Here is a 14,142-nt window from a genome sequence, read left to right as displayed (position 1 = left end):
GATCATGGCACGCGCTGCGCGGTACGAGGCGGCAAATTCACCGGCAATACGCAATGCCTTGTCCGTCGTCAGAAGAATCCGAGTGCGTTCGGGCTGTAGCTGACCAGCAGGTTCTTGGTCTGCTGGTAGTGGTCGAGCATCATGCGGTGGTTCTCGCGGCCAATGCCAGACTGCTTGTATCCCCCGAATGCGGCATGCGCGGGGTAGGCGTGGTAGCAGTTGGTCCACACACGGCCGGCCTGGATGCCGCGGCCCATGCGGAACGCGCGCGCGCCATCGCGCGTCCATACGCCCGCGCCCAGGCCATAGAGCGTGTCATTGGCAATGGCCAGCGCTTCCTCTTCATCCTTGAAGGTGGTGACCGACACCACCGGCCCGAAGATTTCCTCCTGGAAGATGCGCATCTTGTTGTGGCCCTTGAACACGGTCGGCTTCACGTAGTAGCCGCCGGCCAGGTCGCCGTCGAACTGGTTGCGTTCGCCGCCCGCCAGGCATTGCGCGCCTTCCTTGCGGCCCAGGTCGATGTAGGACAGGATCTTCTCGAGTTGCTCGGCCGATGCCTGCGCGCCGATCATGGTGCCTCGGTCGAGCGGATGCCCCTGCCGGATCGCCGCGACGCGCTTGAGCGCGCGTTCCATGAAGCGGTCGTAGATCGATTCCTGGATCAGCGCGCGCGACGGGCACGTGCACACCTCGCCCTGGTTCAGCGCGAACATGGCAAAGCCTTCCAGCGCCTTGTCGAAGTAGGCGTCGTCGGCGGCCAGCACGTCCTCGAAGAAGATATTGGGCGACTTGCCGCCCAGCTCCAGCGTGACCGGGATCAGGTTCTGCGACGCGTACTGCATGATCAGCCGGCCCGTGGTGGTCTCGCCGGTGAAGGCAACCTTGCTGATGCGCGGGCTCGAGGCCAGCGGCTTGCCCGCTTCCAGGCCAAAGCCGTTGATGACGTTGAGCACGCCCGGAGGCAGCAGGTCACCGATCACCTCCATCAGCACGAGGATGGACGCGGGCGTCTGTTCGGCGGGCTTGAGCACCACGCAGTTGCCTGCAGCGAGTGCCGGTGCGAGCTTCCATGTCGCCATCAGCAGCGGGAAGTTCCACGGAATGATCTGGCCCACCACGCCCAGCGGCTCATGGAAATGGTAGGCAATGGTCTCGGCGTCGATCTCCGAGATGCCGCCTTCCTGCGCGCGGATGCAGCCGGCAAAGTAGCGGAAATGGTCGACGGCCAGCGGCAGGTCCGCCGCGGTGGTCTCGCGCACCGGCTTGCCATTGTCGATGGATTCGGCCACGGCCAGCAGCGTCAGGTTGGCCTCGATGCGGTCGGCGATGCGGTTCAGGATATTGGCACGCTCGGTGGTCGAGGTGCGGCCCCACGCCGCCTTGGCGGCATGCGCGGCGTCGAGGGCGGCGTCAACGTCTTCCTGCTTCGAGCGCGGCACGCGCGTGAACGGCTTGCCCGTGATCGGAGTGATGGCCTCGAAGTACTCGCCGCCTGCCGGCGGCACCCAGGCGCCACCGATGTAGTTCTCGTACTGCTGCTTGTAGGGGTTGCTGACGCCCAGCTGGGCGATCTCGGCCATGTTCATGTCTCGCTCCGTCTTGTGAAGTCGTTTGTCGGCGCGGCGGTGCGCCGCGCGCCAGGCAGACATTGCAAGAGGTGTGCCGGTGCCGGGACCGGCGGCGAGACTGGCGTGGATGCGGGGCTTCGGAGGTTTCAGGCGCCGCTGCTGCGGCGCCGGCTGTGTCGGTCCGGCGGCACTGCTGTTGCGCGCTGGCGCAGCTGTTCCAAAACGGAACAGTGGTCCCGTGGCTGCGTCAGCGCGGCTGGAACACGATGATGGCCATGCCGGCAAATGCCACGCCGACGCCGGCCAGGTCCCACGCGCTGGGACGCAGGCCATCGACCAGCCACAGCCAGAGCACGGCCACGCCGATATAGACGCCGCCATAGGCCGCATACACGCGCCCGGATGCATCGGGGTGCAGCGACAGCAGCCATGAAAACAGTGCCAGCGACAGCGCGCCAGGCAGCAGCACCCACGCGCCGGCACCCTGGCGCAGCCACAGGTAGGGCAGGTAGCAGCCGACGATCTCAGCGAGAGCGGTGAGCAGGTACAGGGCGATGGTTCTCATGCGGCTGTCCGCGAACGGCCTCGTGCCAGGAGTCGGGCAAGGGAATGGCGGGGGGGCTGGACGATCATTCGCGCAGTATACGGGCGTCGCCCGCCAATCCCTCCGGCCCTGGCTCCCTGTTCTGCTCGCTTCGGCCGTCCTTGGCCTATGCTTGGATCGAAGCGGGACCGGCGCTCCCGCGCAGCTCAGACAAGGAGGCAGCATGTCGGTGAATGCTCGGGCCGCACGCCCATTGGCCATCTCCATGCCCGTTGTTGCGTGCCTGCTGGCTTCCTGTGCAACAGGCCGCGACGCGCCACCGCCCGAGTTGCGGCCAGCCGACGGGGGCCGCGTGATTGCCACACTGCGCGCCGCCGGCGTTCAGGTCTATCAATGCAAGCGCGACCAGGGCGGCCAGCTGGTGTGGACATTCAGGGCACCCGAGGCCGCTTTGTATGATGCGTATGGCCGGCCTGCCGGCAAGCATTACGCCGGGCCGACCTGGGAAGCGAGCGATGGCAGCAAGGTGACAGGCAAGGTCCTGCGGCAGGCGGCCAACGCGCGCGAGGCGGACAGCATTCCGCTGTTGCTGCTGCAGGCGACCAGCTCGGGCGGCCCCGGCCTGCTTTCGACCGCACGCTATGTCCAGCGACTCAATACGCAAGGCGGCGTGGCCCTGCCGCAGGCGTGCAGTCAGGAAGGCATCGAGAATCGCATGCCCTACCGGGCCGATTACGTCTTCATCGACTGACAAGGAGACCGTGATGCGCCTGCCTTTGCTCGGGGCGGTACTGGCTGCCGGCGTCGTGGCGGCCGCTGCCACCGTAGTCGGTGCCGAAGGCACGATGCCGCCGCGCATCCAGAGCTACCCGGTTCCGGCGGGGTCGCATCCCCACGACATCGCGCCCGCGCCCGACGGCACGGTGTGGTTCACGGCCCAGTCCACCGGCGAACTCGGGCGGCTGGATCCGGCAACCGGCAAGACCACCCGAGTGCCGCTCGGTCCGGGCGCTGCGCCGCATGGCGTGATCGTCGGGCCGGATGGCGCCGCTTGGGTCACGGACGGTGGACAGAATGCAATCCTGCGCGTCGACCCCGGGACGCATGAAGCGAAGCGTTTCCCGCTTCCGTCCGGGCAGGGCAATGCCAACCTGAACACCGCCGTGTTCGATACGCGGGGACACCTCTGGTTCACCGGACAGAACGGCGTCTACGGCGAGCTCGATCCGGTCAGCGGCCGCATGCGCATGTTCGACGCGCCTCGCGGACGGGGTCCATACGGCATTGCCGTGACGCCGGGTGGCGAGATCTATTTTGCTTCGCTGGCCGGTGATTACATTGCCCGCATCGATGCCGCCTCCGGTGCCGCGCATGTCATTGCGCCTCCCGCGCCAAGGTCCGGGCCACGCCGCATCTGGTCGGATTCGCAGGGGGTGCTCTGGGTCAGCGAATGGACCGCCGGCAAGCTTGGTGCCTACGATCCCCGCACCGGCCGCTGGCGCGAATGGACCCTGCCGGGAGAGAGTCCTCATGCCTACGCAATGTATGTGGATGAGCAGGACAAGGTATGGCTGAGCGACTGGGGCAAGAACGCCGTCCTGCGCTTCGACCCGCAGACCGGCAGGTTCGAGACCTTCGCCAGTCCGCGACCGGATGCCAATGTGCGTCAGATGCTGGGTCGTCCAGGCGAGGCCTGGGCGGCGGAATCCGGCACGGACCATCTGGTTGTGTATCGCTTCGGCGCGGGCGGGCCACTCACCGGCGCCGGCGGTCGCCGCCGTACGAATCCACAATGATCATCGTGCGATCCAGCACGCCCTGGTCGTCGAAGTAGACGCTGAAGTGGGCCGGCTGGTAGCCGGCCGCATAGAGCCGGTACGACCAGGCCTCGCGCTTCATCAGCGGGTAGTACTGGACCGGCTCGCGCGGCAGGCCGAAGCGCTCGGCCACGTCGCGCTTGGTCCATACCCCGGGCCTGGCCTCGTAGATCTCCTTCTCGGTCAACATCTGGCGGAAGTTGACGAGCCTCCCGTTCCCGTCAAAATCGGCGGCGTAGACCTCGTATCCCAGGGGCTGGTGCGAATAGATCCAGCGGGTGGTGCCATCGGCGAGCTTGTAGACCTCCGTGGGCGCGCCAAAGGTCTCGCGCACGGAGCTTTCGGGGCTACCTGCCATTTTCTGCGCGGTCTGGACGGGTTGCAGGGACGCACATGCGGACAACGCGACCGCAGTGCCTGCTACCCAACTGGCTAAGCGATATGACATGGCTGTTCTCCACTGCCGAAGCGTGCCGGTTCTTTCGGCTGGTATTCAATCCAGGCATGGTCCGCCCGCTACATTCCGGACCCGGCACCTGCTCCGCCGGTCCCGCCCGCGCTGCCCGCGCCGCCGCCGCCGCCACCAGTCCCGCCCGTGCCAGGCGTCGGCTGGAATCCGGGTGAGCTTGCGCCGACCACCGCGCCGGCCCCGGATCCGGACGCGGTGCCGGAGTCGTCCCCGTCCCCGCCGCAAGCGGCGAGCATGAATGCGGCAAGCAGTGCCGCAAGAAATCGACTCGACATGATGTTCTCCCAGCGTCGCATCGATGAAATGGCCCCGGCATTTCCAGGGCCTCAAGGACCATGCACGAACTCCACCTGGATACTCATGTGCACGGCGTCGCCCACGGCGGAAGACCATGCCGACAGGCCGAACTCCCGCCGGCTGACTTCGCCGACCGCGGTGAAGGCCAGGATGCCGCCATGCCATGGGTCTTCCTCGGCACCGCTTGGCGTCACGAGCAGGCGGACCGGGCGCGTGACGCCGTGGATGGTCAGGTCGCCGAACAGCCAACCGCTGCCTTCCCCGGTTCGGACCAGGTGGGTACTGACGAAACGTATCTCCGGGTAGCGCGCGACATCGAGCATCCCGCCGCCCCGGATGATCGCGGACAGGAAGCGCGGGTGCGCCTCGACGCTTGCCGCATCGATCGTTACCGTGACGCGTCCCGGATCCGGGTCGCCATGCGCCCGTTCCAGCTGCGCGTTCATGCGGTGAAAGCGCATCCGGATCTGCGAGTGCGAGAAAGCGTCGACAGCGAAGGTGACACTCGAGCGTTGCGGCTGCAGCACATACTGATCGGCCTGCTCGTTCGCTTCGGCAGGCTGGGCCCGGCTGACGAATCCCGCCAGCGACGCGAACGTGGCGAATAGCAAGCCGGCAATCGCGTGCCTGCGGGGTGCTCCGGCCCAGAGTGGCGAATCGCGCACGAGGCTTCCTCGACAGAAGAACTTTGGTACGTCTGACTAAACGCGTGGCGTCCGGCATTTATTCCATACGGGCTGCCGCAAATGACGAAAGGCATGACTGTGCCCTTGCTCGTCGGCATGGGTGCCGACGATGCCCGTGCCAAAAAGAAATACCCCGCACATGGCGGGGTATTCAGTTCATGTCCCGTGCGCCGGGACGACCTTACTGCGGGCCGAGCTTGCGGATCAGCGCGTCGAGCTGGGCCAGCTCTTCTTCGTTCAGGTCTGTCAGCGGCGCGCGCACCGGGCCTGCGTCGTGGCCGACCAGGCGGGCGCCGGCCTTGACGATGCTCACCGCATAGCCCTGGCGGCGGTTGCGGATGTCCAGGTAGGGCAGGAAGAAGTCGTCGATCAGGCGGCCGATGGTGGCATGGTCATCCGCGGCAACGGCGCGGTAGAAGTCCATCGCGGTGCGCGGAATGAAGTTGAACACGGCCGAGGAGTACACCGGCACGCCCAGCGCCTTGTAGGCGGCGGCATAGACTTCGGCGGTCGGCAGGCCGCCCAGGTAGGCCAGGCGGTCGCCCAGCTTGCGGCGCACGCGGACCATGGCTTCGATCTCGCCAACGCCGTCCTTGAAGCCGATCAGGTTGGGGCAGCGGTCCACCACGCGCTCCAGCAGGTCGGCGCCGATGCGCGAGTTGGCGCGGTTGTAGACGATCACGCCGATCTTGACGGCCTTGCAGACCTCTTCGATGTGGTTGGCAATGCCTTCCTCGCAAGCTTCGGTCAGGTAGTGCGGCATCAGCAGCACGCCCTTGGCGCCCAGGCGCTGGGCTTCCTGTGCGTAGGCGATGGCCATGCGGGTCGGGCCGCCGGCGCCGGCCAGGATGGGCACCTTGCCTGCGCAGGTTTCCACCGCGGTGCGGATCACGTTGGAATAGTCGTCCGGCGTCAGCGAGAAGAACTCGCCGGTGCCGCCCGCAGCGAACAGTGCCGATGCGCCGTAGGGCGCCAGCCATTCCAGGCGCTTGACATAGGTCTCAGGGCGGAAGTTGCCCTGCGCGTCGAAGTCGGTGACCGGGAAGGACAGCAGGCCTTCGGAAATAATCTGCTTCAGTTCTTGCGGTGTCGTCATGTCTCTCATCCTGGGCCGGGGTCGGCGAATGGTGATGGATCGGGCAGGGCGCTGTTCCGCGTTCCTGCAGTGGCGTTGTCAATGTACGTCATCGTACAACTAGGGATTGGAATAGACAAGGGGGAAAGTGAAGATGTCCGGGAAAACCCCGCCCTTGGACGGCAGTACAATGGCGCCCGTGGTGGCAATCATTCCCCGGAATCCTAGTAACTGTAAGGAAGACGAAAGCCCGTAGCAAAAAATTCCCGGCAATTTCAGGGTAAACGCGCACTACGTCCGGAAGGTGCTCTCCTTATAATCTCAGTCATACGACGACATATCTCAATCCGGTCATGCCAGCATCCTGGCGCCCGGCCACGAGGAGACCCGATGAACGCAAGTCCCACTCCCGCCGCCTCGGCGGCCGCTGCCGGCAGCGCTGCCACTGCGCGCCGCACCAATGTCCGCTACTGGATCCTGGCGATGATCTTCATCGTCACCACGGTCAACTATGCCGACCGTGCCACGCTGTCGATCACGGGCCCCGCCATGCGCGAGGCCTTCGGCTTCAGTGCCGTGCAGATGGGCTATATCTTCTCCGCCTTCAGCTGGGCCTACGTCATGGCGCAGATTCCGGGTGGCTGGCTGCTTGACCGCTTTGGCGCGCGCCGCATCTATGCCGCGAGCATCTGCCTGTGGTCGGTGTTCACGCTGCTGCAGGCCTGGGTGGGCGTGTTCGCCTCGATGGGTGCGGTGATGACGGTGCTGTTCATGCTGCGCTTTGCGGTGGGCCTGGCCGAGTCGCCGGCGTTCCCGGCCAACGCCAAGGTGGTGGCGAGCTGGTTCCCCACGTCGGAACGCGGCACGGCCTCGGCCATCTTCAACGCGGCCCAGTACTTTGCCGCGGTGGTGTTCACGCCGCTGATGGCGTGGGTGACGCACAGCTGGGGCTGGCACCACGTCTACATGTGGATGGGCGTGTTCGGCATGGCGCTGGCCATCGTGTGGCTGAAGGTCATGCGCAGTCCGGCCGACCATCCGGCGGTCAGCCGCGCGGAGCTGGAGCACATCGAGCAGGGCGGCGGCCTGATCCATATGAATGAAGGCGCCGCGCGCGCCAGCGGCAAGGCCGCGGCGCCGGCGGGCTGGTTCTATGCGCGCCAGCTTCTGAGCAACCGCATGCTGGCTGGCGTGTACCTGGGCCAGTACTGCATCAACGTGCTCACCTACTTCTTCCTGACCTGGTTCCCCGTGTACCTGGTGCAGGCGCGCGGCATGTCCATCCTCAAGGCGGGTTTCGTGGCGTCGCTGCCGGCGATCTGCGGTTTCCTTGGCGGCGTGCTGGGCGGCATGATCTCGGACGCGCTGCTGCGCCGCGGCCATTCGCTGACCATGGCGCGCAAGGTGCCCATCGTGGCCGGCATGCTGCTTTCGGTCAGCATGATTGCCTGCAACTATGTCGATGCCGAATGGCTGGTGGTCGGCTTCATGGCGCTGGCCTTCTTCGGCAAGGGCATCGGCGCGCTGGGCTGGGCCGTGGTGGCGGACACCGCGCCCAAGGAAGTGATCGGCCTGGCGGGCAGCATCTTCAATACGTTCGGCAATATCGCCGGCATCGTCACGCCGATCGCGATCGGCTATATCCTGAGCGTCACCGGCTCCTTCACTGGCGCCCTGGTGTTCGTCGGGGTCCACGCACTGGTCACGGTGCTGAGCTACCTGGTGATCGTCAAGGACATTCGCCGCGTGGAACTCAGGCACCCGCAATAACCGCAGGAAGCACAGCATGTCAGAACACGATTCGCGCGGCCAGGCCGCCCAGCCGGTCCAGGCTCCGCTCTATATCCGCATCCATCCGGAAGACAATGTGGCCATCGTCGCCAACGATGGCGGCCTGCCGGCCGGCACCGGGTTCCCGTGCGGGCTGGTCCTGCGCGAGGCCGTGCCCCAGGGGCACAAGGTCGCGCTGTCGGACCTGAAACAGGGCGATGCGGTGGTGCGCTACAACGTGGTGATCGGCTACGCGCTGAAGGACCTGCCGCGCGGCAGCTGGGTCAACGAGCGCGTCATCGAGATGCCCGTGGCGCCTGGCCTCACCGATCTGCCGATCGGCACGCGCGTCCCGGCGCCGCTGCCGCCGCTGGAAGGCTATACCTTCGAGGGCTTCCGCAATCCGGACGGCTCGGTCGGCACGCGCAATATCCTGGCCATCACCACGACCGTGCAGTGCGTGTCGGGCGTGGTCGAGCACGCCGTGCGGCGCATCCGCGAAGAACTGCTGCCGCGCTACCCCAACGTCGATGACGTGGTCGGACTGGAGCACACGTATGGCTGCGGCGTGGCCATCGACGCGCCCGATGCCGTCATCCCGATCCGCACGCTGCGCAATATCGCGCTCAACCCCAACTTCGGCGGCATCGCGATGATGGTCAGCCTCGGCTGCGAGAAGCTGCAGCCGGACCGCCTGATGCCGGCGGGCACCATCCCGATCCAGACCGGCGCGGGCGAAGTGCAGGTCGGCGTGGTCTGCCTGCAGGATGAGCAGCACGTCGGCTTTGCATCGATGATCGCGTCGATCATGACGATGGCCGAGGCGCACCTGGAGCGCCTGAACGCGCGCCGCCGCGAAACGTGCCCGGTATCGGACCTGGTGGTCGGCGTGCAGTGCGGCGGCAGCGATGCGTTCTCCGGCGTGACGGCGAACCCCGCCGTCGGCTTTGCCACCGACCTGCTGGTGCGTGCCGGCGCCAGCGTGATGTTCTCGGAGGTCACCGAAGTGCGCGACGGCATCGACCAGCTCACCGCGCGCGCCGCCACGCCCGAAGTGGCCGAGGCGATGATCCGCGAGATGGCCTGGTACGACCGCTACCTCGAACGCGGCCGCGTGGACCGCAGCGCCAATACCACGCCCGGCAACAAGAAGGGCGGCTTGTCGAATATCGTGGAAAAGGCGATGGGCTCGATCATCAAGTCGGGCAGTGCGCCGATCACCGGCGTGCTGTCGCCGGGCGAGAAACTCAAGCAGAAGGGGCTGATCTACGCGGCCACGCCGGCGAGCGATTTCATCTGCGGCACGCTGCAGCTTGCCGCCGGCATGAACCTGCACGTGTTCACGACCGGTCGCGGCACGCCGTACGGCCTGGCCGAGGTGCCGGTCATCAAGGTCGCGACGCGCAGCGACCTGGCTCGGCGCTGGCATGACCTGATGGACGTCAACGCGGGCCGCATCGCCACGGGCGAAGCCACCATCGAGGACGTGGGCTGGGAACTGTTCCACCTGATGATCGACGTGGCCAGCGGCCGCCGGAAGACCTGGGCCGAGCACCACAGGCTGCACAACGCGCTGGCGTTATTCAATCCGGCGCCCGTGACCTGAGGCTGTTCCCGTCTTTCATGGAGCGCCGCTGTCAGCTTTAGTTTTTCGCTGGGCAGTTCGATTATTTGTCTTTATTGCGCTCAGTCCAGCGAATTACTTTATTTTTTGTAGTGCTCAACGCACGAGCCCTTTCGAGGGCTACCTCCTGGCTCCCGGAAGATCCTCCCCGCGCAGCGTGCAGGTCGCGCGCGGGCATGAAGCGGCGGTCGGGAAGCAGCGGCTTTACCGCCAGTTAGCCGTTCAACCAGGCGTCTTAACCAGATGCTCGACGAGAAGGGCAGCTGAGCCCGACAGAGCGCGGGAGGCGCTCGTGGCAATCAGCAGTCTTCGCTCTGCCCAGCTATCCACGAGCCGGATAGCTTTCAAGCCCAGGGGCTCGAGCTTTCGAAAGCATGCTCCGAGGGGGAGTACGCCAATCCCCAGATTGGAAGCAATCATTTCGGACATGGCATCAAAGCTTCTAACTTGAACGCGCAGCCGCAAAGGGAAGCCTATGTCATGTGCCGCAGTCGAAATGGTATTGAGCAGCGAGCTTCCGCGATTCAGGCCCACGAAGTCATAAGAAAGGCAGCTTCGGAATTCGATTTCGTCTACTTCGCTCAAAGGGTGAGTCTTTGAGCAAAGTACGACTAGGCGGTCGGTCCGATAGGGAAGCACGTTCAGGCCGTGCGTCGTCGCGCCTTCGACGAAAATGCCCACGTCGGCCACCCCTTCCACCACCGCACGGACAATGTCACCGCTGAGTTGCTCCTCGACCTCGACACGTGTATCGGGGTAAAAGTGCAAGAAGCTCTCAAGTGCAGAAGGCAGAAATTCAACCAGGGCGGACATGTTCGCCCACAGCCGAACATGTCCCCGAGAGCCATTCGAGTACTCGCTGAGCTCATTGCTAAAAAGCTCGAACCCCTGGAAAAGGCGCATCGCATGCTGAAGCGCAACGTGACCAGCAGGCGTCAGCCGAATGCCGTGGACAGTCCTCTCCATGAGTACCGCCCTCGAAGCGGCCTCAAAGTCAGAAATCCGCCTGCTTGCGGCTGAAAGTGCCAAGTTACACCGCTCCGCGCCCTTGGTAATGCTGCCCATCTGCGCCACCGCGCAGAATAGGCGGAGTGTGACGAAATCAACACGTGCGGGATTGATGAGTTCCTGTGACATAGCCACATCTTAGCAGTCCCGTCAGGCCGCGGCTTCGCAAAATGCGAAGGATGTGTGCGAAATTAGGAATTCCACCCTTGCTTTCTGCGCGCATACATTCGGTTCATTCGCAAAATTGCAAGAAGGAGGCGCTGGTGATTCATCACTTGGACCATCTTGTCCTGACGACCAGCAACGAGGAAGCGTGTGTCGACTTCTACGTTGGGCTGCTCGGAATGACCCTCGAGACATTCGGCGAAGGCCGCAAAGCCTTCAAGTTCGGCGAGCAGAAAATCAATCTGCATGTGAAGGGCAAGGAGTTTGAGCCGAAAGCCCATCTGCCTGTACCAGGCGCTCTGGACCTCTGCTTCATTGCGGCGATTCCGCTGGATGAAGTCATCGCGCGACTTAATGGCCGCGGCGCTCACATCATCGAGGGGCCGGTCGCCCGCACCGGCGCCAACTACCGCATTCGTTCGATTTACCTGCGCGACCCCGACCTGAATCTGATTGAAATCTCCGAGAGGGCCGACGCATGACCGCCGCAAAATCCGACCGCACCATCGTGGGCTTCGTTGGCCTTGGCCAGATGGGCAAGCCGATGGCGCTCAATCTGATTCACGCTGACACGGACCTGCGCGTCACGTCGAAGGTACAGGACGCCTATTCCGAAATGCTGGCAGCCGGCGCCACGACGTCCGACTCTCTGGCTGGCCTGGCAGACGCCCGGATTGTGTTTCTGAGTCTGCCGGGTACCGCTGCAGTGATCGACGTGCTGTTTGGTGACGGCGGGCTGACAAGCCTGCTTCGTCCTGGCTCCATCGTTGTCGATACCAGCACCATGGAGCATGGCGCCACGCTGGATATTCATTCGCGTCTGGCCGCGGCCAATCTTGCGTTCCTGGATGCTCCGGTGTCGGGAATGCAATCGCGCGCGGAAGCCGGCACGCTCACCGTCATGTGTGGCGGCGCGAAGGAGACGTTCGAGACGGTGAGGCCATGGCTTGAGCGCATGGGTAACAACATCCTCTTCATGGGAGACGCCGGCAGTGGACAGCTGACGAAGCTCGTGAACCAGCTGCTCTTTGACATCAACTGCGCGGCGCTTGCAGAGATTCTGCCGATGGCGCGGCGAATGGGGCTTGATGCGGAGAAGATTGCGTCGGTCATCAACAGTGGAACGGGACGCAGCTATGCGTCGGAGTTCTTCCTCCCTCGCATCCTGGCGCGCCACTTCAGCGATGGCTATCCGCTCCAGGCCGCTTACAAGGACCTGGTCAGCGCCGCCGAGCTAGGCGCTCGCCATTGCATCCCGATGCCGGTGCTTGCTGCAGCCACCGCCACCTACCAAATGAGCCTTTTGGCTGGCCACGGAGCCAGCGACAAGGGCTCGATGACTCGATTCTTTGAAGACATGCTAGCCGTGCAGTTCAGCGCCGCGGCACCCCACACGGAGAAGTAACATGGCTGAACCCCTTGGCCTCGACAATGGATTGACCAACTATGGTGACCGCGACTTTGCGCGTTACCTGCGCCGCTCGATGGCGCATTCGATGGGCATTTCAAGTGAACTGCTGTCCCGACCGGTAATCGGTATTGCTGCGTCACCCAGCGATTTCAACAACTGTCATCGCTACATGCCGCAACTCGTGGAGGCCGTATCCCGTGGCGTGCTGGCTGCAGGCGGCCTGCCGCGCATGTTCCCCACGGTTTCGCTGGGTGAAGTGTTCCTCAACCCGACCAGCATGGTGTACCGCAACCTGATGTCCATGGACGTCGAGGAGATGGTTCGCGCGCAACCGATGGACGCGGTCGTGCTCATTGGTGGCTGCGACAAGACTGTGCCGGCCCAACTGATGGGCGCTGCTTCTGCCAATCGCCCCGCCATCCAACTGGTCACCGGCCCGATGTCGACAGGGCGGCACAAAGGTGAGCGACTGGGCGCATGTACGGATTGCCGCCGGTTTTGGGGCAAGTTCCGCGCTGGGGAAATCGACCAGTGCGAAATCCAGACCGTAGAGACACGTCTGGCTACTACCGCGGGCACCTGTGCTGTCATGGGCACCGCAAGCACGATGGCATGCATCGCCGAGACCCTGGGCATGTCGCTGCCGGGTACGGCTGCAATTCCTGCAGTGGATTCCCAACGCCTGGTGGCCGCTGAGGAGACCGGCAAGGCAGCCGTACGGCTTGCACATTCGCCCATCCTGCCTTCACAAATCATGACGGAACAGTCGGTCGAAAATGCCTTTCGCATCCTGATGGCGCTGGGAGGTTCGACCAACGCAATTATTCACCTGACTGCCGTCGCTGGTCGCCTCGGCATTCGCATCAGCCCGGAACGTCTCAACGAGATTTCCGATGAAACTCCGGTACTGGTCGACCTTAAACCGGTGGGTGAGGGCTACATGGAGGACTTCCATGCCGCAGGCGGTATGGGAGCGGTGCTCCGCGAACTGCGCCCCTTGCTGAACCTGGACTGCCTGAGCGTTGACGGCCGAACGCTCCGCGAACGCCTTGACGAACCAGCTGGCTGGGTTGACCGAAAAGTCATCCGGTCCTTCGACGAACCGGTAAGCAATGTGGGCGGCCTGATTGCGCTGCATGGCAGTCTTGCACCCGACGGCGCAATCTTCAAGCGCGCTGCCGCAACGCCTGCTCTTTTTGAGAAGGAAGGTCGTGCCGTGGTGTTCGAGGGTCTGGAAGACCTGGCAAACCGGGTGGATTCGCCCGACCTCGACGTCACCGCTGACGACATCCTGGTGCTGAAGAACGCTGGTCCGCTGGCCGCGGGGATGCCGGAAGCCGGCTACCTTCCCATTCCCTCGAAGCTCGCAAAGGCTGGCGTGAAGGACATGGTGCGTATCTCGGATGCACGCATGAGCGGTACCGCCTACGGAACCATCGTTCTGCACGTGTCTCCTGAAGCGGCGGCCGGTGGCCCCCTGGAAGCGGTGCGCAATGGCGACCGGATTCGCTTGTCGGTGTCTCAAAAGAGCATCGAGTTGCTGGTCGAACCTGAAGTAATCGCGCGCCGCCTTGCCGAGCGCAAGCCACTGCCTCAGAAACGCGGTGGCTATCAGGAGCTCTATCAGCGCACCGTACTGCAAGCCCCTGAAGGCTGCGACCTGGACTTCCTCGCCCAGTCCCGTAGCTGACGCATTTAGTTTCCA

Annotated in this window: 13 protein-coding genes; 7 read left to right on the top strand and 6 right to left on the bottom strand. The window is 64.5% G+C overall.

All coding sequences use genetic code 11. The annotated features are described in order from the left end of the window. Positions 1–68: 68 nt before the first annotated feature. Both adh and KHO22_RS22900 read right to left on the bottom strand, forming a co-directional pair. Entirely contained in the window at positions 69–1,589 is a 1,521-nt protein-coding gene (adh, locus tag KHO22_RS22905; protein WP_211949471.1) for an aldehyde dehydrogenase, read from the bottom strand. 229 nt (positions 1,590–1,818) lie between these two features. Beyond that, complete coding sequence (locus KHO22_RS22900; protein ID WP_211949470.1) at positions 1,819–2,136, bottom strand: YnfA family protein; 318 nt, start codon at positions 2,134–2,136, stop codon at positions 1,819–1,821. 244 nt (positions 2,137–2,380) lie between these two features. Here KHO22_RS22900 and KHO22_RS22895 point away from each other — a divergent pair, with 244 nt between their 5' ends. Together KHO22_RS22895 and KHO22_RS22890 are read left to right on the top strand one after the other, a co-directional pair. Then, complete coding sequence (locus KHO22_RS22895) at positions 2,381–2,866, top strand: DUF3455 domain-containing protein (protein WP_211949469.1); 486 nt, start codon at positions 2,381–2,383, stop codon at positions 2,864–2,866. Positions 2,867–2,879: 13 nt separating this feature from the next. Further along, positions 2,880–3,911 carry a Vgb family protein gene (locus tag KHO22_RS22890; protein WP_211949468.1) on the top strand — a complete coding sequence of 344 codons (1,032 nt, stop codon included), beginning with the start codon at positions 2,880–2,882 and terminating at the stop codon, positions 3,909–3,911. Here the strand turns inward: KHO22_RS22890 and KHO22_RS22885 are convergent. The 3 genes from KHO22_RS22885 to kdgD form a co-directional block, all read right to left on the bottom strand. After that, positions 3,871–4,380, bottom strand: coding sequence for a hypothetical protein (locus tag KHO22_RS22885; RefSeq protein WP_211949467.1), 510 nt, complete (start codon positions 4,378–4,380; stop codon positions 3,871–3,873). The two genes, KHO22_RS22890 and KHO22_RS22885, sit on opposite strands and share 41 nt — an antisense overlap. A 347-nt stretch (positions 4,381–4,727) precedes the next feature. Continuing rightward, positions 4,728–5,363 (bottom strand): YceI family protein, encoded by a 636-nt coding sequence (locus KHO22_RS22880; RefSeq protein ID WP_211949466.1) that lies wholly within the window; start codon positions 5,361–5,363, stop codon positions 4,728–4,730. Between the two features lie 202 nt (positions 5,364–5,565). Next, the gene (gene kdgD / locus KHO22_RS22875; RefSeq protein ID WP_211949465.1) at positions 5,566–6,480 is read right to left on the bottom strand and encodes a 5-dehydro-4-deoxyglucarate dehydratase; all 915 of its coding nucleotides are present in this window, start codon (positions 6,478–6,480) and stop codon (positions 5,566–5,568) included. A gap of 369 nt (positions 6,481–6,849) precedes the next feature. Between kdgD and KHO22_RS22870 the strand changes: the two genes are divergently transcribed. Together KHO22_RS22870 and garD are read left to right on the top strand one after the other, a co-directional pair. Then, entirely contained in the window at positions 6,850–8,229 is a 1,380-nt protein-coding gene (locus KHO22_RS22870) for an MFS transporter (protein WP_211949464.1), read from the top strand. 16 nt (positions 8,230–8,245) lie between these two features. Then, a complete protein-coding gene (gene garD / locus KHO22_RS22865) occupies positions 8,246–9,835 on the top strand; it encodes a galactarate dehydratase (RefSeq protein WP_211949463.1) in 1,590 nt (529 codons plus the stop codon). Between the two features lie 240 nt (positions 9,836–10,075). Here garD and KHO22_RS22860 read toward each other — a convergent pair whose 3' ends face one another. After that, entirely contained in the window at positions 10,076–10,990 is a 915-nt protein-coding gene (locus tag KHO22_RS22860) for a LysR family transcriptional regulator (RefSeq protein WP_211949462.1), read from the bottom strand. Between the two features lie 134 nt (positions 10,991–11,124). Here KHO22_RS22860 and KHO22_RS22855 point away from each other — a divergent pair, with 134 nt between their 5' ends. The 3 genes from KHO22_RS22855 to KHO22_RS22845 are packed head-to-tail and all read left to right on the top strand — an operon-like array spanning position 11,125 to position 14,127. Further along, positions 11,125–11,508, top strand: coding sequence for a VOC family protein (locus tag KHO22_RS22855; protein ID WP_211949461.1), 384 nt, complete (start codon positions 11,125–11,127; stop codon positions 11,506–11,508). Next, positions 11,505–12,431: an NAD(P)-dependent oxidoreductase gene (locus tag KHO22_RS22850; RefSeq protein WP_211949460.1), complete on the top strand. Its 927-nt coding sequence runs from the start codon at positions 11,505–11,507 to the stop codon at positions 12,429–12,431. The genes KHO22_RS22855 and KHO22_RS22850 overlap by 4 nt, the downstream gene beginning before the upstream one ends. Position 12,432: 1 nt before the next feature. Continuing rightward, positions 12,433–14,127 (top strand): IlvD/Edd family dehydratase, encoded by a 1,695-nt coding sequence (locus KHO22_RS22845; protein ID WP_211949459.1) that lies wholly within the window; start codon positions 12,433–12,435, stop codon positions 14,125–14,127. Positions 14,128–14,142 lie beyond the last annotated feature (15 nt).

The sequence above is a fragment of the Cupriavidus yeoncheonensis genome (assembly GCF_905397275.1).
GTDB lineage: Bacteria > Pseudomonadota > Gammaproteobacteria > Burkholderiales > Burkholderiaceae > Cupriavidus > Cupriavidus yeoncheonensis.
The sequence above is the reverse complement of the archived record's forward strand: the minus strand, read 5'-3'. Positions and strand labels throughout refer to the sequence as shown.